We start from the raw sequence: 17,116 nt of genomic DNA, 5'->3' as shown, positions 1-17,116 counted from the left end.
ATGTACGCGACCCTGGAGACCCACGCCGACCGGCTCATCGTGACGCTGTCCGAGGAGCACCGCGACGGCAGCCACACCGTCCTGCACGACGTCGCCGGGCCGGCCGGCGGCACGACCCCCGTGGCGGCACAAGTGCTGTACTTCGACGGGCCCGCCACCGACGACGCGTTCGCGGCGGCCGACTTCGCCTACCGCGAGCGGATCGCGCCCGCGTTCCGTGCGGCGCCGGGTGCGGTGCGCAGCCTCGTGCTGTTCGACCCGGCGCGCCGAGCCACGGTCGTGGTGTCCACGGCCGTGGACCCCGCCGCCCTCGAAGCGGTCGGCCGCGTCATCGGCGGCCAGGAACTGCTGCCGGGCGAGGACGTGGCGCTGCTGCCCGGCCCCGACCGCGTCGCCTTCCACCCCGAGGCCCACGTGGTCGATTCGTCCTGAGGAGCGACCCGGCGCGCGACGGGTGCAATCGACGTGTGGGCCGTATCGTGAGCGGGTGCTGGTCGTCACGAACGAGCTCGCCGGTCGGACCGAGGCCGGTGCCGTCGAGGCGGTCCTCGACGTCCTGCGCGGCGCCGGCGACGTGGAGACGGCCACCTGCGGCGACGAGGGCGACGTCGACCGGATCCTCGACGCCCGCCAAGGCCGCAGACTGGTCGTCGTCGGTGGCGACGGCTCGCTGCACACGATGGTCGGCGCGCTGCTGCGCCGTGGTGAGGCCGGCGTGTGCGAGGTCGCCCTCATCCCGCTCGGCACCGGCAACGACTTCGCCCGCGGCGTCGGCATCCCCGTCGACGACCTCGAGGCCGCCGCCCGGATCGCCGCCGGCGGCACCGCGCACCCGACGGACCTGATCGTCGCCGACGGCGCCGGGGTCGTCATCAACGCCGTGCACGTTGGTGCCGGCGCCGAGGCGGCGCTGATGGCCCGGCCGCTCAAGAGGGTGCTGAAGATCGCCGCGTTCCCGATCGGTGCGGTCCTCGCCGGGTTCACCGCACGGGGCTGGCGGCTGCGCGTCACCGTCGACGGCGCCGTCGTGGCACGCGGCCGGCGGCGGGTCCTGATGGCGGGCCTGTCCAACGCGCCGACGATTGCCGGCGGCACCGGTGAGCTCGGCCCCGACGCGGACCCGACCGACGGCCTCGCCGACGTCACCGTCTCCTTCGCCGTCGGGCCGCTCGCCCGGGTCGGCTACGCCCTCGCCCTGCGCAACGGCCGCCACCCCGACCGCGACGACGTGACCCACCTGCGTGGCCGCGACATCCGCATCGAGGGCGAGCCGTTCCACGTCAACGCCGACGGCGAGCTCACCGGCCCCTTCCGCAGCCGCCGCTGGACGGTCGCGAAGGGCGCCTGGCTCCTCGTCCGCTGACCCGAGCCGTGCGGCCGAGCCATGCAGTCGAGCCGTGCAGCCGGGCCGTGTGGCCCGGGCCGTGTGGCCCGGGCCGGAGCCGGTCAGGCGAGGCCGGCGAGGCGCAGCAGCAGCCCCTTCACGTCCGTCGCGTCGACCGAGTCGAGCTGCAGCTCGGGGTCGCCGCACAACCAGACCGGCCCGTCGTCCACAGTGGAGGGCATGAGGCCGTGGGAGCCCTTCACCGCCTTCGCGCCGGCGTCCAGGCCGACGACGCTCATCATGTACCGCATCCCGAGCTTCTTGCGGGCGAGCGCGACACCCGCCCGGGCCTTCGCCGCGCCCGGGGCGGCCGGGTCGAAGAGCAGCTCCGCCGGGTCGTACCCGGGTTTGCGGTGGATCTCCACGAGCTGCGCGAAGTCCGGCTTCCGGGCGTCGTCGAGCCAGTAGTAGTAGGTGAACCACGCGTCGGGCTCGGCGAGCAGGACGAGCTCGCCGGCGCGCTCGTGGTCGAGGCCGGTGCGCTGCTTGCCGGCGGCGTCGAGGACCTCGCCGACGCCGGGCAGCGCGGCGCACAGCTTCTGCACCACGGGCAGGTCCGCGGCGTCGCGCACGTAGACGTGCGCGATCTGGTGGTCGGCGACCGCGAACGCCCGCGACGTCCACGGGTCCAGGTACTCCATGCCGTCCTGGGTGTAGACGTTGAGCAGCCCCTCGGCGCGCAGGAGCCGGTTGACGTCGACGGGCCGGCTGGCGTCGGTGATGCCGTACTCCGAGAGGACGACGACGGTGATCCCCCGCACGGCCGCGGCGGCCAGCAGCGGGGCGACGACGTTGTCCAGGGCCGCGGCGGCCGCGGCGGCCTGCGGCGAGGACGGGCCGAAGCGCTGCAGGTCGTAGTCGAGGTGCGGCAGGTACACCAGCGTCAGGTCCGGCGACTTCTCGACCATGATCTGCTCGGCGGCCCTGGCGATCCACGCCGAGGACGGGATGCCGGCGCCGGGGCCCCAGTAGGTGAACAGCGGGAAGTCGCCGAGCTTGGCGGTCAGCTCGTCGTGCAGCGCCGGCGGGAACGTGTAGCAGTCCGGTTCCTTGCGGCCGTCGGCGTAGTAGATCGGGCGGGGCGTCACGGTCCAGTCGACGTCGGCGCCCATCGCGTACCACCAGCAGACGTTCGCCACGGTGTAGCCGGGCTCGACCCGGCGGGCGGCGTGCCACAGCTTGTCGCCGCCGACGAGGGCGTTGTGCTGCCGCCACAGGAAGATCTCGCCGAGGTCCCGGAAGTACCAGCCGTTGCCGACGATCCCGTGGTCGGACGGCAGCGCGCCGGTGAGGAACGTCGATTGCACAGAGCAGGTGACCGCGGGCAGGACGGGCCGCAGCGGCACGGCGGCGCCGACGGCGGACAGGCGCGGCATGTGCTGCAGCAGGCGGGGGGTCAGCCCGACCACGTCGAGGACCAGCAGTGGCTTGCTCATCTGGGCTCCAGCGTCTTGAGACCGAGGTCGTGCAGGGTGTCACGGGCGTAGGCGAGCTCGGCGGCCATCCCGGCGGCCAGCTCCGCCGGCCCGGTCGGGCGTTGGGACGGCGGCAGGACGCCCCAGGTGTACGTCTCGACCTCGAGGTGGTCGCAGCCGGCGACGGGCCCGCCGAGCAGCGCCGCGAGGCCGGCCCGCAGCACACCGGTGGTCGCCTCCAGCGGCGGCTCGGGCGAGGCGTGCAGCGGCACGTGGTAGTGCACCCGCCACGGGCCGTCGGCGCCGCTGGCCAGGGCGTCGTCGAGGTCGTCGAAGGACGCCGCGCAGCCGCGGGAGCGGGTCTGGTGCATGAAGCGCGGCTCCACGTACGAAGCGAGCGCGGGCGCGGTCGGGTCGTCGACGGACAGGGCCGCGGACACCTGCACCTTCACGACCGGCAGCCCGGCGCGGGCGAGGCGCTGCACCGCGGCGACCGGGTCCTCCCAGGCGCACGCCAGGTGCGCAAGGTCGACGCAGATCCCGAGGTACCTGGGGTCGACCCGGGACAGGTGCACCGTCGCCTGGAGGGTGTTCTCGATGATGCAGCCGGGCTCCGGCTCGAACGCGACGCGGACCGGCCGGTCCAGGAACGACAGCCCGTAGGCGAGCTGGTCCAGGGCCCGGTGGACGGCGCCGACCTGCGGGCCGTCCCACGGGTCCCGCCAGCCCAGCGGCAGCGTGGAGATCGAGCCCCGGGCGGCGTCGTCGGGCAGCAGGTCGACCAGGACGCGGGCGAGGTCCATGGTGTACCGCAGCCGCCGCGGGTCGGCCCAGTCCGGCAGGTAGACGGCCTTCTTGACGACCGGCGCGTGGAACGCCTGGTAGGGGAACCCGTTGAGGGTCACCACCTCCAGGCCGCGCACGTCCAGCTCGCGGCGCAGGTTCCGCCGCAGTGCCGGATCCGCCGCGAGGGCGGCGGCGACGGGGGCGGCGAGCCACAGCCCGAGACCCAGGACGGAGGTGTCGAGGTGGGACCTGACCCGGGCGGCGTAGACATCGAGTTGCGTCAGGATGCCCGGCAGGTCCTCCGCAGGGTGGACGTTGGTCCCGTAGGCCAGGTGGACCACCTGGCCGTCCGGGTGCCGCAGCCGCATCAGGACCCGCCGCGGAGGATCGAGTTCCCCTCGAAGGTGGCGTCCACGCCGTCCAGGTCCGAGACGTCGAGACGCTTCGACTGCCCGTAGAACTCCACCGGGTTGCGCCACAGCACCCGGTCGACGTCGTCGTCGCTGAACCCGGCGGCCAGCATCGCCTCGCCGGTGTACCGCGTGAGCAGCGGGTCGGAGCGGCCCCAGTCGGCGGCGGAGTTGACCAGGACCCGGTCCAGGCCGTGCTCCTGGAGGATGGCGACCATCCGCGACGGGGTCATCTTCGTGTCGGGGTAGATGGAGAAGCCCATCCAGCAGCCGCTGTCGGCGACCCTCGCGACGGTGACCTCGTTGAGGTGGTCCACCACGACGCGGCCGGGGTCGATGCCCGACTCGCGGACCACGGCGATGGTCCGGTCGGTGCCGCGGGCCTTGTCGCGGTGCGGGGTGTGCACCATCGCCGGGAGCTCGTGCGCGACCGCGAGGGCGAGCTGCGCGGCGAACACCTCGTCCTCCTCCGGCGTCATCGAGTCGTAGCCGATCTCGCCGACGGCGACGACGCCGTCCTTCTCCAGGTAGCGCGGCAGCACCTGCAGCACGTCGCGGCAGCGCGGGTCGTTGGCTTCCTTCGGGTTGAGCGCGATCGTGCAGTGGTGCCGGATGCCGAACTGGGAGGCCCGGAACGGCTCCCATCCGACGAGGGAGTCGAAGTAGTCGGTGAACGAGCCGACGCTGGTGCGTGGCTGCCCGAGCCAGAATGCGGGCTCGACCAGCGCGCGGACCCCGGAGGCGGCCATCCGCTCGTAGTCGTCGGTGGTCCGTGACGTCATGTGGATGTGGGGGTCGAAGATGCGCATCACGAGACCCTCTCCTGGAGACGGTGCAGCAGCGCCGTGGCGTCCTCTGCCACGGCGCGCCCGGCGGCGTGGCGCTCCTCGACGAGCCCGCCGAGCATGGTGGCGAGTTCGGCGTCGGCGCGGGTATCGAGGTCCGCGACGGCGGCGAGGGGCAGGCCCATGAAGACGGCCTTGAGCACGCCCTGCCGCCACGCGGCGTCGGGCAGGCACGAGGCGGCAGGCCCGAGCGCGGCGGCGACGAGCCGGGTGTCGTTGGTCCGCAGGGCGTCCAGCAGGATCGGTGCGAACGCGTCCGAGGACGGCAACAGCGGCAGCGCCCGCAGGACGGCCCGCTTCTCCGCCGCGTCGCCGTAGCGGTACAGCGGCTCCAGCTCGGTCGCCAGGGACGCGACCGGCAGCCGGGTGATCAGCAGGACCCGGGCCGCGTCGTCGACCGTCCAGGCGGGCAGCCCACCCGCGCCGTTCAGGGCCCACCGGCCGCAGCGGCGGCCGGCGGCGGGGAAGAGCCGGCCGATGGCCGACGGCTGGCGTGCCACGGTCTCCAGCGCCGTGTCCAGCCACACCGTGTCCGTCAGCTCGGCGGTGAGGGAGTCGTACAGGTTCATGGCACCTCCTGGAATCGGTCCAGTGACTGCGCTTCGGCGGCGCGCAGGAAGGCGAGGGAGTCCCGGGCCACCGTCGGCGCGGCGTGGCTGTGCCGGGGCAGTTCGACGGCGACGAGGCCGCCGTAGTCGGTTTCGTTGAGGGCCCGCAGCACCGCCGGGAAGTCGACCTCGCCGGTGCCGAACTCGAGGTGCTCGTGCACCCCGCGGCGCATGTCGTCGATCTGCACGTTGACGAGCTGGCCGGCGACGCGGCGCACGCACTCCTCGGCGGACACCGGCTCCAGGCACCGGCAGTGGCCGATGTCGAGGGTCAGTCCGAAGTGGACGGGCGCGCCGAGGTCGGCCCGCAACCGCTCCCAGTCGTCGATCGACTCGACCAGCATGCCCGGCTCCGGCTCGAACCCGAGCATCATCTCGGCGCCCTCCGCGGCGGCGAGGACGTCGGTGCAGCCGGTGACGAGCCGCCGCCACGCGACGTCCGGTGGCAGCCCCGGCGGGCGGACCCCGGCCCAGAAGCTGACCGCCTCCGCGCCGAGGTCGGTGCCGATCCGCACGGCCCGGGACAGGAAGTCGATCCGTGCGTCGGGTTCGTCGTCCAGCAGGGTCGGCGCGTGCTTGTGCCACGGGTCGAGCAGGTACCGGGCGCCGGTCTCGATGACGACGCCGAGGCCGAGCTCGGTGAGGCGGTGGCCGAGCGTGCGGACGTGCCGCCACAGGTTGCTGTCGTACGGGTCCAGATGATGGTGGTCGAGGGTCAGGGCCACGCCGGTGTATCCGAGCCCGGCGATGACGCTCAGCGCGTCGTCGAGGCGGTGGTTGCTGAAGCCGTTCGTCCCGTACCCGAACCGCAGGCTCATGTCGGTGACAGCCGTTTCGCGAGGTGCCGGCCCAGGGGAGCGGCGGCCGCGACGGCCATCCCGGCGATCGGCGCGCCGGCCCGTGCGGTCAGCGCGCCCTGCAGCGTCGGCAGGTTGACGATCCCGGCGCCGACGGCCGAGCGGATGTTGCCCGCCACCGGTTTCTCCAGGGCTTGCAGCTGCGCCTCGCCGTAGCGTCTGGCGTACCAGCCGGACAATGCGAGCGGGACGAGCGAACGCCAGCCGAACGGCCGTGACGGCAGCGCCGCGGCGACGGCCACCGCGGCGGATCCGGCGAGGGTCGCGGCCGGCAGCGCCGGCGTGGCACCGTGCACCTCCGCGCGGGACAGGGCCGTCACCGTGTATGTGTGCGCGAACACGGTCGCCGCCGGGAACGCCGCGGATCGCAGCCGCCCGCCGCTCGCGCCGAGGAGCACGTCCAGGGCGCGGCAGGTCGCCATCGCCGCCGGTCCCGCCGGGGTGTTCTTGAGTTTCAGGTCGTAGGCCCAGACGGCGCCGGCGAGGGGCACCGCGACGGCGAGCGCGCGGCGGCCACCGGCGAGTCCGGCAAGGGCGACCCCGGCGGCGGTCAGCCCTGCCGCGACCCCGAACGCGGCCCGGGGCGAGATCCGCCCCGACGGGATCGGCCGCTCGGGGCGTTCGACCGCGTCGAGCTCCCGGTCGGACCAGTCGTTGGCGGCCATGCCCGCCCAGTACAGCAGGACCGACGAGCCGGCGAGGGCGGGCGTGCGCGGCCCGAGGGTCCCCGGCGGCGGCGCCCGCGACCACGTCTCCCGGCACGCTCAGCGCCGCCGGCGCCCGCACCAGCTCGGCGAGGGTGCGCCAGTCAGGCCGGCCGGGGCTCACAGCGACCGCACGAACGCGGCGAGGGCCTCGAACTGCGCGCCCAGCGCGTGGTCCACCTCACCGAGGGGGTCCTTGAAGAAGAACGCGAGCTCGGTCAGCGGCCCTGCCCGGCCGGCGCCGTGCGCGGCGGCGGTGAGCCGGGCCAGGTCCAGCACCAGCGGCGCGGCGAGGGCCGAGTCGCAGCCGTGCCAGGTGAACTCCATCCGCATCGGGGTGCCGAGGAACCCGGCGAAGGTGATCAGGTCCCAGGCGGTCTTGAAGTCGCCGATGTCGGGCACGTACTCGATGCGGGTGTGCCCGTCGGGCTGGTATCCCAGTGTCTCGCTGAGCACCCGCTGCTTGCTGGCCGACTTGGCGGCGTTGGCGGCGGGCTCGGCGAGGGTCGCGCCGTCGCCGCCGCCCAGCAGGTTGGTCCCGGACCAGGACCGGACCCGCAGGTTGCGCATCGCGAACATCGGCGCGAGCACCGACTTGATGAGCGTCTCGCCGGTCTTGCCGTCGTGCCCGGCGTAGGGGATGTTCCGCAGCTGCGCCAGCTCCCGCAGCGCCGGCAGGCGGGCGCCCGTCGACGGCGTGAAGTCGACGAACGAACAGCCCGCCTCGAAGGCCGCGTACGCCATCAGGGAGCTGGGCGGCAGCGTGTCCAGGGCGTCGCGCAGCGACTCCAGGGCCGCGTGCGCTGGGTGGGGCGCCGCCGCGGCCTCGGTGGAGGCGACGTTGACGACCACCACCCGTGCCAGGTTGTGCCGCCGCCGGAAGTCCAGCAGGTCGGCGGTGATGCCGGCGGCGACCTCGGCCGCGGTGCCGTGCGGCAGTGGACGGATCTCCTCGTCCACCGCCGCCAGCTCCGTGTGCAGGGTCGCGACCAGCCGGCCGGGTACGACCCCGGCCTCGGCCAGGGCCTCGGCCTTCTTCACCAGGCAGATGGTGGCGACGTCGTGGCCGCCGAAGACGAGGTCGCCGAATCCGGGCAGCGCATCGCTGCGCAGCACCGGATGCTCGGTGACACAACCGATCGGCTCGGTGAGCCCGGCGCGCACAGCGGCAGCGCCGACGATGCTGGTGACGGCGACGGAACCGCGCGCGCCTACCAGCCACACACCCGTTTGCACCGGGCCCTCCCATGGCGGTTGGAGTTGTGTGACGATCTTGTGGGCGACATCGCCGATTGTCGCTGAGTTGGCAGCGTAGAACCCACATCCCTCCTTCCGCCAGTGGCAACCGAACTTTTCTACAAACCAAAAAAACTTTCCGCGCGTACGTGCAAAAGAGATACTCGTCAGCGCAGTGCGACGACGCGCTCGACGGCGGTCCACAGCCCGGAGGTGACCAGGTAGATCCCGGCCGCGACCGGGGTGAGGACGGCGAACGCCACGGTCCCGAACGACAGCGCCCTGACCAGCGCCGGCGAGCCTGCCGGCAGGCGTCGCACGTTCCAGACGGCGATCGCGGCGAGCGCGGCGACGATGAGCCAGCCCGCCAGGAGCGCAGGGTGATCGAGGAGCCGGGCGGTCAGGTCGGCGCCGAGCAGGGTGTGCCCGTGCAGGGCGTCGCCGCTGAACTCGCGGTACAGCAGCCAGATGACTGGCGCCTGGGCGAGCATCGGCAGCAGCCCCGCGAGGGGCCCGGACCCTTCGGCCCGCATGAGCGCGGTGGTCTTCTCGGCGAGGACGACCGGGTCCTTGCCGTGCCGTTCCCGCAGCGCGGTGAGCTGCGGCGCGAGCCGGGACCGGACCTTCTCGGCGCGGTACGCCCGCAGGCTCAGCGGCAGTAGCGCCGCCCGGACGACGAGGGTGGCGATGACGATGGCGGCGGCGACGGATCCGGTGGTGGAGGAGAGCAGGACGAGGACATGGTGCAGCACGGTGGAGGCCCTTCGGCTGGACGCGCGCACGCTCCGGCCGCCGCTCAGGTCGGCAGGATGCTCGGTTCGGCGGGGCAGGCGGGGCGCGCGGAGATGGACGAGCGGGAGTCGGGAGGGACTACCGCTGTCCGGGCGCGCGGGGCCGCGGCCGTCCGGCCGCGTCGGGGTCCATGGCCCGGGTCGGCTGCGCCCGCCGGGAACGGGCCCGCGCCGGCACGGGCATGACCCGCCGGGCCGCGGTGGGGGCGCCGGTGAGCAGGCGCGCCGCGAGGACGATCGCGAGCGCGGCGAGGACCGCCGTCGCCACGGCGACGGCGTCGGCCGGCGAGGTCACCGAGGACCACGCGGCAAGGAGGGTGGTCAACGACCACGACATGCCAGCGATGATACGCCCGGCGACGCGGATGGTCAGGCCGTCACGCGGGCCGGATGGCGGCGGGCGAGCTTCTCGCGGTACATCGCGGCGTCGGCGGCGCGCAGCAGCGCGTCCAGGGTGCCCTCCGTCGCGGTCGCCGCGCCCACGCTCGCGTCGATACGGACCGGCCGGCCCTCGATGGGGATCGGGGCGATGATGGCGAAGCGCAGCCTGGCCGCCACGTCGACCGGCAGGGGTGAATCTGAGGAGGATCTCAGGCGCTCGCGGCACAAACCTGAGGATGATCTCAGGTTGGACCCCTAAGTGGCCGGGTTCAGGTGCGTTCCGGATAGTCCTCAGGGTTCACGGTCCGTAAGGTCGGCGACGTGGCACTCATCGAGACGCGTGCGCTGACGAAGCGCTACGGGGGTGGCGTCACCGCCCTTTCGGAACTTTCCTTGGCGGTGGAGCCCGGGATCATCGGGCTGGTCGGCGCGAACGGCGCCGGCAAGTCCACTTTCATCAAGATCATGCTCGGCCTGTTGCAGCCGTCCGGCGGCGAGCTGCGGGTGCTCGGGCTCGACCCGACGAGCCAGTCCGTGCAGGTGCGGCAGCGGGTCGGCTACATGCCGGAGCACGACTGCCTGCCGAGCGAGACCTCGGCGGCCGAATACGTGACCCACCTGGCGCGGATGAGCGGCCTGCCCGCCAACGCCGCCCGGGAACGGGCGTCGGAGGCGCTGCGGCACGTCGGGCTCTACGAGGAGCGGTACCGCCAGATCGGCGGCTACTCGACCGGCATGAAACAGCGGGTCAAACTGGCCCAGGCCCTCGCACACGACCCGGACCTGCTGCTGCTGGACGAGCCGACCAACGGCCTCGACCCGGCCGGGCGGGACGCGATGCTGGAGCTGGTGTACCGCATCGGCACCGAGTTCGGCATCTCCATCGTCGTGTGCTCCCACCTGCTCGGCGAGGTCGAGCGGATCTGCACGTCGCTGATCGCGATCGACGGCGGCAAGCTGCTGCGCTCCGCGACCGTGTCGGACATGACGACCAGCCGCGACGTGCTCACCGTCGAGGTGAGCGAGGGCGTCGAGCTACTGGTCGCCCGCCTCGCGGAGCAGGGCCTGCCGGTGACCCGTGACGGCGCCGCGCTCATGGTGCCGATGGACAGCGACGAGGTGTACGACCGGATCCTCATCGCCGTGGCCGAGCTGGACCTGCCGTTGCACCGCCTCGACCAGCGCCGGCACCGCGTCGCCGAGCTCTTCCAGACCCCGTCCGTGACCGGACCGGCAGCAGCACAGGAGGTCGGCCATGGCGCAGCCAACTAGCGTCATCCATGACATCGGCTACCAGCGGTACAAGGGCCCCAGGCTGGGCCGCTGGTACGCCAACCGCTCCCTGTACGAGCAGAGCCTGCGCACCGCGTTCGGCATCGGCCGTGGCGCCAAGGCGAAGATCTTCCCGTGGCTGGTGATCGGCATCGCGCTCAGCGTCGCCGTCATCGAGATCGCGGTCCGGTCGCTCACCGGCGAGTCGTTCATCAGCTACCGCGGGTTCGCGGCCACCATCACGTTCCCGGTGATGCTGTTCCTCGCCATCGTCGCGCCCGAGCTGGTCTCCCGCGACCTGCGGGACCGGACACTGCCGCTGTACTTCAGCCGGCCCCTGCAACGCACCGACTACGCCCTGGCGAAGTACAGCGCCCTGGCCACCGTGGTCCTGCTGCTGCTCGCGGTGCCGCAGCTGATCATCTACATCGGCGCGGTGTTCACCCGTACCGACGGGTTCAGCGGCGCCATGAAGGAGCTCGGCGACATGGGCCCGGGCCTCGGCGGTGCCGTCATCCGGGCACTCGTCCTGGCCGGGATCGCGCTGCTCGTCGCGTCGCTGACCGGCCGGCGGGCGTTCGCGGCGGCGTTCATCGTCGGCGTGTTCATCATCACCGCGCCCATGGTCGGCATCCTCAACGTCATCGGCGGCGAGAACAGCGCACTGGCCAGCCTTTCGTTCATCGTCAACCCGATGACCCTGCTCATCGGTGTCGAACAGTGGATCTTCGGTACGCCGGACGCCGACCCGATGCCGATCGGCGACTACGGTCCCGCCTACGGCGCCGCCACGCTCATCCTGCTCGCCGGCTGCATCTCGCTCCTGCTCCTTCGTTACCGGAAGGTGGCCGCCTGATGGGCACCGTCGACCTCCAGCACGTGTCGCGCTGGTACGGCAACGTCGTCGCCGTCAACGACGTGACGATGACCCTCGGCGCCGGCGTCACGGGCCTGCTCGGCCCGAACGGTGCCGGCAAGACCACGCTGCTGCACATGATGTCGGGCTTCCTCGCCACGTCGAAGGGCACGCTCACCGTCGACGGCGCGCCGTCGTGGCGCAACCCCGACGTGTACCGGACCCTCGGCCTGGTCAGCGAGCGCGAGGCCGTGCACGGGTTCCTGACCGGCAAGGAGTTCGTGGTCGCCAGCGCGCGGCTGTTCCGCCTCGCCAACCCCGAGGAGGCCGCCCGCCGCGCCCTGGCGATGGTGGAGATGGAGCCGGCACAGGACCGGCGCATCGACACCTACAGCAAGGGCATGCGGCAGCGGATCCGGGTTGCGGCGGCGCTCGTGCACGACCCGGGCGTGCTGCTGCTGGACGAGCCGTTCAACGGCATGGACCCGCGCCAGCGCTTCCACATGATGGACCTGCTGCACAAGATGGGCGACGACGGCCGCACCGTGCTGTTCTCATCGCACATCCTGGAGGAGGTCGAGCAGGTCTCCGGCACCGTGCAGGTCATGGTCGCCGGGCGGCTCGCCGCCTCCGGTGACTTCCGCACCATCCGCCGGCTGATGACCAACCGGCCGCACGTGTTCTCCATCCGCTCCAGCGACGACCGTCGCCTCGCGGTGGCGCTCATCGGCCAGGCGTCCGTCGCAGGTGTCGACCTCGACGCAACAGGCTTGCAGGTGCGCGCGTCCGACTACGGCACGTTCACCCGGTCGCTGCCCCGCATCGCGCTCAAGGAGGGCGTCCGAGTGCGCCAGCTCCTGCCCGCCGACGAGTCCCTGGAAAGCGTCTTCTCCTACCTGGTGGGTGCCTGATGAATCCGACCATCGCCCGCATCACCCTGCGCGGCCTGCTCGGCCGCCGGCGGATCTGGCTGCTGGTGCCGCTGCCGATCATCCTCGCCGGCTTCGCCGCGGCGGCCCGGGCCTTCGGGGAGCCGCCGTCGGAATGGGGTGAGCCGGTCATCGTCGGCCTCGGCTTCGCCGCCGTGCTGCCGGTCATCGCGCTCATCGTCGGCACCGGCGTCCTCGGCTCCGAGATCGACGACGGCACGATCACGCACATCCTGTCCAAGCCGCTGCCGCGCTCCGAGATCGTGTTCACGAAACTGGCCGTGGCGGTCGGGGTGACCGGCGGGTTCGCCGCGGTGCCGCTGTTCGTCGTCGGGCTCCTCGCCGACTCGACGCCGCTCGCCTTCGCGCTCGTCGTCGGCGCGTTCGTCGGGGCCTTCGCCTATTGCTCGCTGTTCCTGGCGATCAGCGTCATCACCCGCCGGCCGGTGCTGCTCGGACTGGTCTACGTGGTGCTGTGGGAGGGCCTGCTGGGCAACCTGCTGTCCGGCACGGCGAAGTTGAGCATCCAGCAGTACGTGAAGACGATCGTCGACTGGCTCGCCCCGACCGACGTGCTTGCCGGGTCGGTGTCGGTGCCGGTGAGCTTCGTGATGGCCGGCGTCTTCACCGTCGGGATGACGGCGCTCGCGGTGCAGAAGCTGCGCACGTTCGCCGTCGCCGGCGAGACGGGCTGATGTCGCCTACGCAGCGGCGACGGGCTACCGTCCGCACGTGAGTTTCCACCGCGTCTACAGCGTCGCCGTCTTCATCGTGCTGGCGTCGCTGGACAACGTGGCGATCAGCCTGGTGCCGCCGCTCTACTCGCCGATCAGCCGCTCCCTCGGCGTCGGCGAGGGAGCGCTCGGCGTGGTGACCGCGGTCGGCTACCTCGTGACCGCGGTCGCCGCCGTCGGCTGGGCCTACGCCGGGGACCGCACCGACCGCAAGCCCGTCCTCATGGTCGGCACCCTCATCTGGGCCGCGGGCACGGTCGGCGCCGTCCTCGCCGAGGGCTACTGGACGTTCCTCGCCGCGCAGATGGTCGCCGCGGTCGGCCTCGGCGCCGTCGGCTCGGTCGGCTTCTCCGTCGTCAGCGACCTCATCTCGCCGCGGCGCCGCGGGCTGGTGATGAGCCTGTGGGGGCTGTCGCAGGGCATCGGAACCCTGGCCGGGGTCCTCGTCGCCAGCCAGCTCGGCGGCGCGGACTGGCGGCGGCCGTTCTACGTCCTCGCCGCCCTCGGGGTCCTCGCGTCGGCCGCGTACTTCACCACCGCCGACATCCGCCGCGGGCAGAGCGAGCCCGACCTCGCCGCGGTGTTCGCTGCCGGGGAGGAGTACGAGCACCGCATCTCCCGCGCCGACCTGCCCGGCATCGTCGCCAGGCGGACCAACGTATGGCTGATCCTGCAGGGGCTCACCGCGCAGGCCGCGTTCGGCTCGCTGGTGTGGCTGCCGCGGCTGTTCCAGGCGAAGGCGGAGGCGCAGGGCTACGACGAGCAGTCCGCCATCCAGATCGGCGGCATCCTCGCAACACTGTTCCAGCTCGGCGGGGTGCTGTCCGTCGTGGGTGGGATGCTCGGCGACCGCTGGCAGCGCCGCGACGCCGGTGGGCGGGCGAAGGTCGCCGCGATCGGCATCCTCGCCGGTGTGCCGCTGTACGTCGTGCTGTTCTTCGCGCCGTTGACGCTGCCCGCCCCGGACGGCCGGTCGGCGACGGCGCTGGTGGTCGGGGCGCTGTTCACCACGCCGAGCCTCCTGGCGGCGTTCCTGTGTGCGCTGCTCGCCCTGGCGCTCACGTCGGCGAACTCGCCGAACTGGTTCGCGCTCATCGCCGACGCCAACCCGCCCGAGCACCGCGGCACCGTCTACTCCCTCGGCAACCTGGTCAACGGCGTCGGCCGGGCCGCCGGCAACGGGCTCGTCGGTGCGATCTTCGCCGGGCTCGCGCGCAGCTTCCCGCCACCGACGAACCTCGCCGTCGGCCTCGCCGCGTTCCAGGTCTTCTTCATCCCCACCGGCGTCATGTACTGGCTCGCCTCCCGCACCGCCCCGGCCGACATCGAGGCGGTGCACGAGCTGCTGCGCTCCAGGGCGGCCGTGGACACGGCGGCTACAGGGTCCGCAGGTGGAACCCCCCGTCCACGTCGATGACCTGGCCGGTGGAGAACGGCAGCAGGTCCGTGGCGATCGCCACCACCGCCCGGCCGACGTCCCCGGGCGTGCCCCACCGCCGGATCGGCGTGATGCCGTCCTCCAGGATGAGCTTGTCGTACTTCGCCTGCACGGGCCCCGTCATGTCGGTGGCGATGATCCCGGGCCGGACCTCGAACACGGTGATGCCGTGCTCGGCGAGGCGCGCCGCGAACAGCTTCGTCATCATGCCCAGGCCGGCCTTCGTCACGCAGTAGTCGCCCCGGTTCACGCTCGCCGTGTACGCGCTCATCGACGAGATCGTGACGATCTTCCCCGCGACGCCCGCCTCGATCATCCGCAGGGCGACCTGCTGGGTGAGGAAGTACGGGCCCTTGAGGTTGATGCCGACGAGCCGGTCGAAGGACTCCTCGGTCGCCTCCAGCAGGTCCGCCCGCACGGACGGCGCCACCCCCGCGTTGTTGACCAGCAGGTCGATGCCGCCGAACGCCTCGTGCGACTCGTGCACGAGCCTTGCCCGGTCCTCGGCGTCGCCGACGTCCGCACGGACGAGGGCGGCCCGCACGCCGAGTTTCTCGATCTCGGCGGCGGTGTCCTCGGCGGCGGCGAGGTTGGACGCGTAGTTCACCACCACGTCGAAGCCGGCCCCCGCCAGGGCGAGGGCGATGCCCCGGCCGATCCCGCGCGACGCCCCGGTCACCAGCGCGGCGCTCACGCGGCACCCCCGAAGAAGGTGTAGTACGGGCCGTCGACCAGGCGGCCGACGTACAGGGCCAGCTCCCGCAGGTGGTAGTCGCCCCACATGCTGGACTCGCCGTTCGGCACCGACTGACCCGGAGCGACGTGGTCCCAGCCGTTCGGGCGGTGGTAGACCGAGTGCAGCAGCAGGCCCTCGTGCCGCGGGTCCGTGGACAGGTACGGCTCCTGCAGCAGCGTCCTGGTGACCGTCAGTCCCGCCTGGGTGTAGCGGTCCTCCCCGGTGACCCGGCCGAGCCGCAGCAGCCCCTGAGCGGCGATGGCGGCGGCGCTGGAGTCGACCGGCTCGAACGCGTTGAACGGGTCCGCCGGCGCGTCCACGTCGAGGTGGACGAGGCCGGGGGCGCCCGTGTCCCAGTACGGGATCCCGTCGGCGGGGGAGTGCTCGATGTAGAAGTCGCACGTGGCTTGCGCGGCCGCGCGGAACAGGTCGGAGGAGTGGAACTCCAGGAGCTCCGCGAAGCCCAGCATCGCCCAGGCCAGCCCGCGCGTCCACGTGGAGAACGCCGAGTAGCCCTGCTGCGTGCTCGGCGCCCGGAACCGCCCGTCGTTGACGTTGAACAGCGCCTCGTGCGCCGTGCGCCCCCGGATGTCGTACGTGTCGCGGCCCTCGCCGAAGTAGACGTTGTACTTCGCGGTGCTCTGCGCGTGCGTCACCAGCCGGTCGAGCAGGTCGATCCGCTCGTCGTGCTCGCCCATGAGCACGTGGCCGAGCTGATGGGCCACGGCCAGGGACCGGCACGAGCGGATCGTGTCCACGAACAGCGACTGCGGCCCGTTGAACGAGTAGATGTAGCCGCCGCCGTCCGCGGTCCTGCTCCACCGGGCGGCCTGCACGGCACCGCTGACCTTCAGCGCCAGCTCGACCATGTCACGGTCCGCGTCGTCGACGCGGCCCTCCAGGATGAGCCGGCGCAGCGTCCCGTACGTGCTGACGTTGTTGAACCCGTGGTCGTGCACGCCGATGTGGCTGACGTGCGGCGCCATCACCCCGATCGTGTGGCGGCGGCCCTGCTCGTAGAAGTGCCGGTCGCCGGTCGCGTCGAACTGCAGCAGCGCCGAGCCCACCTGGAACCCCTGCGTCCACTCCGTCCAGCCGCGGGCCGTGTACCGCCCCTCGACGGTGAACACGGGTGCTCCCTGGCTGCCGCCCGGCGGGTTGGACGCGTCGATCGCGTCGATCTTCCCGGCGGACAGCTCCCACATCCGGCCGACCGCGGGCAGCAGATCCTTGGGCGCGAGCCCGTCATCGATGCGCAACATGCCCCCGAGGATAAGGGGAAAGCGCTTTCCTGAGAACCCCGGGGTGGGGACGAACCTGTTCGTGGCAGGATGACGCGTGATGGACGCGACCGCTGTTGAGGATGTCGCCGCGCGCTGGGTCGCGGCCTGGACCACCGGCCGCACGAGCGTGCTGTTCACCCTGCTCGCCGCCGGCGCCCGGGTCGAGTCCAACCTGGACCCCGACGGCGACTTCATCGAGAAGCTCACCGGCTACGCGGCCGCGCTGACCTCGGTCTCCGTCTTCTCCCGCACGGTGATCGACCGGCGCGTCGCCCTGGTCTACGACTGCGCGGTGGGCACCGAGCAGTTCCGCCTCGCGGAGTTCCTGGTGCTGACCGAGACCGGCCTGATCGCCGAGGTCCGCCGCGTCTACGACCTGTACGCCGTCGAGCGGCTCATGCCCGAGCTGCTGCTGGAAACCTGAGGCACAACGAAGGCCGGGCCCCGCGAA

General features: G+C 72.6%; 20 protein-coding genes. 8 read left to right on the top strand and 12 right to left on the bottom strand.

The features are described from left to right. A complete protein-coding gene (locus OHA72_RS61520) occupies positions 1-432 on the top strand; it encodes a hypothetical protein (RefSeq protein WP_327005283.1) in 432 nt (143 codons plus the stop codon). 55 nt (positions 433-487) lie between these two features. Continuing rightward, a complete protein-coding gene (locus OHA72_RS61515) occupies positions 488-1,363 on the top strand; it encodes a diacylglycerol/lipid kinase family protein (RefSeq protein WP_327005282.1) in 876 nt (291 codons plus the stop codon). Between the two features lie 83 nt (positions 1,364-1,446). Here the strand turns inward: OHA72_RS61515 and OHA72_RS61510 are convergent, their stop codons facing one another. From OHA72_RS61510 to OHA72_RS61465, 10 genes are all read right to left on the bottom strand, one after another. Next, positions 1,447-2,820: an alkaline phosphatase family protein gene (locus OHA72_RS61510; protein ID WP_327005281.1), complete on the bottom strand. Its 1,374-nt coding sequence runs from the start codon at positions 2,818-2,820 to the stop codon at positions 1,447-1,449. After that, on the bottom strand, positions 2,817-3,953 hold the full coding sequence (gene eboE / locus OHA72_RS61505) for a metabolite traffic protein EboE (protein WP_327005280.1): 1,137 nt from the start codon (positions 3,951-3,953) through the stop codon (positions 2,817-2,819). The genes OHA72_RS61510 and eboE overlap by 4 nt, the downstream gene beginning before the upstream one ends. Next, entirely contained in the window at positions 3,953-4,804 is an 852-nt protein-coding gene (locus OHA72_RS61500) for a TatD family hydrolase (protein ID WP_327005279.1), read from the bottom strand. The genes eboE and OHA72_RS61500 overlap by 1 nt, the downstream gene beginning before the upstream one ends. Further along, the gene (locus OHA72_RS61495; protein ID WP_327005278.1) at positions 4,804-5,409 is read right to left on the bottom strand and encodes an EboA domain-containing protein; all 606 of its coding nucleotides are present in this window, start codon (positions 5,407-5,409) and stop codon (positions 4,804-4,806) included. Before OHA72_RS61495 ends, OHA72_RS61500 begins: the two co-directional genes overlap by 1 nt. Then, complete coding sequence (locus OHA72_RS61490; RefSeq protein WP_327005277.1) at positions 5,406-6,266, bottom strand: sugar phosphate isomerase/epimerase family protein; 861 nt, start codon at positions 6,264-6,266, stop codon at positions 5,406-5,408. The genes OHA72_RS61495 and OHA72_RS61490 overlap by 4 nt, the downstream gene beginning before the upstream one ends. Then, positions 6,263-6,970, bottom strand: a complete 708-nt coding sequence (locus tag OHA72_RS61485) for an SCO3242 family prenyltransferase (protein WP_327005276.1) — start codon at positions 6,968-6,970, stop codon at positions 6,263-6,265. Before OHA72_RS61485 ends, OHA72_RS61490 begins: the two co-directional genes overlap by 4 nt. Positions 6,971-7,129: 159 nt before the next feature. Next, positions 7,130-8,245, bottom strand: coding sequence for an inositol-3-phosphate synthase (locus tag OHA72_RS61480; protein WP_327005275.1), 1,116 nt, complete (start codon positions 8,243-8,245; stop codon positions 7,130-7,132). A 167-nt stretch (positions 8,246-8,412) separates the two neighbouring features. After that, positions 8,413-8,997: a YidC/Oxa1 family membrane protein insertase gene (locus tag OHA72_RS61475; RefSeq protein ID WP_327005274.1), complete on the bottom strand. Its 585-nt coding sequence runs from the start codon at positions 8,995-8,997 to the stop codon at positions 8,413-8,415. 118 nt (positions 8,998-9,115) lie between these two features. After that, a complete protein-coding gene (locus OHA72_RS61470; protein WP_327005273.1) occupies positions 9,116-9,373 on the bottom strand; it encodes a hypothetical protein in 258 nt (85 codons plus the stop codon). 32 nt (positions 9,374-9,405) lie between these two features. Beyond that, positions 9,406-9,594: a hypothetical protein gene (locus OHA72_RS61465; RefSeq protein ID WP_327005272.1), complete on the bottom strand. Its 189-nt coding sequence runs from the start codon at positions 9,592-9,594 to the stop codon at positions 9,406-9,408. 144 nt (positions 9,595-9,738) lie between these two features. Here OHA72_RS61465 and OHA72_RS61460 point away from each other — a divergent pair, with 144 nt between their 5' ends. Genes OHA72_RS61460 through OHA72_RS61440 form a run of 5 tightly spaced genes read left to right on the top strand, consistent with a single transcriptional unit; the run spans position 9,739 to position 14,625 of the window. After that, positions 9,739-10,689 carry an ABC transporter ATP-binding protein gene (locus OHA72_RS61460; RefSeq protein ID WP_327005271.1) on the top strand — a complete coding sequence of 317 codons (951 nt, stop codon included), beginning with the start codon at positions 9,739-9,741 and terminating at the stop codon, positions 10,687-10,689. After that, positions 10,673-11,545, top strand: a complete 873-nt coding sequence (locus OHA72_RS61455) for an ABC transporter permease (RefSeq protein ID WP_327005270.1) — start codon at positions 10,673-10,675, stop codon at positions 11,543-11,545. Before OHA72_RS61460 ends, OHA72_RS61455 begins: the two co-directional genes overlap by 17 nt. Continuing rightward, positions 11,545-12,456, top strand: a complete 912-nt coding sequence (locus OHA72_RS61450) for an ABC transporter ATP-binding protein (protein WP_327005269.1) — start codon at positions 11,545-11,547, stop codon at positions 12,454-12,456. The genes OHA72_RS61455 and OHA72_RS61450 overlap by 1 nt, the downstream gene beginning before the upstream one ends. Then, a complete protein-coding gene (locus OHA72_RS61445) occupies positions 12,456-13,169 on the top strand; it encodes an ABC transporter permease (protein ID WP_327005268.1) in 714 nt (237 codons plus the stop codon). The genes OHA72_RS61450 and OHA72_RS61445 overlap by 1 nt, the downstream gene beginning before the upstream one ends. Before the next feature lie 37 nt (positions 13,170-13,206). Then, entirely contained in the window at positions 13,207-14,625 is a 1,419-nt protein-coding gene (locus OHA72_RS61440) for an MFS transporter (protein ID WP_327005267.1), read from the top strand. Here OHA72_RS61440 and OHA72_RS61435 read toward each other — a convergent pair. Together OHA72_RS61435 and OHA72_RS61430 are read right to left on the bottom strand one after the other, a co-directional pair. Beyond that, positions 14,585-15,340 carry a 3-ketoacyl-ACP reductase gene (locus OHA72_RS61435; RefSeq protein WP_327005266.1) on the bottom strand — a complete coding sequence of 252 codons (756 nt, stop codon included), beginning with the start codon at positions 15,338-15,340 and terminating at the stop codon, positions 14,585-14,587. The genes OHA72_RS61440 and OHA72_RS61435 overlap by 41 nt on opposite strands. Further along, positions 15,337-16,644 (bottom strand): hypothetical protein, encoded by a 1,308-nt coding sequence (locus OHA72_RS61430; RefSeq protein ID WP_327005265.1) that lies wholly within the window; start codon positions 16,642-16,644, stop codon positions 15,337-15,339. The genes OHA72_RS61435 and OHA72_RS61430 overlap by 4 nt, the downstream gene beginning before the upstream one ends. Before the next feature lie 79 nt (positions 16,645-16,723). Between OHA72_RS61430 and OHA72_RS61425 the strand changes: the two genes are divergently transcribed. Further along, positions 16,724-17,089 carry a hypothetical protein gene (locus OHA72_RS61425; protein WP_327005264.1) on the top strand — a complete coding sequence of 122 codons (366 nt, stop codon included), beginning with the start codon at positions 16,724-16,726 and terminating at the stop codon, positions 17,087-17,089. The last annotated feature ends 27 nt before the right edge of the window (positions 17,090-17,116 follow it).

Origin of the sequence: Dactylosporangium sp. NBC_01737 (assembly GCF_035963215.1) — a bacterium.
Lineage (GTDB): Bacteria > Actinomycetota > Actinomycetes > Mycobacteriales > Micromonosporaceae > Dactylosporangium.
This window is presented reverse-complemented; position numbering and strand designations above follow the sequence as displayed.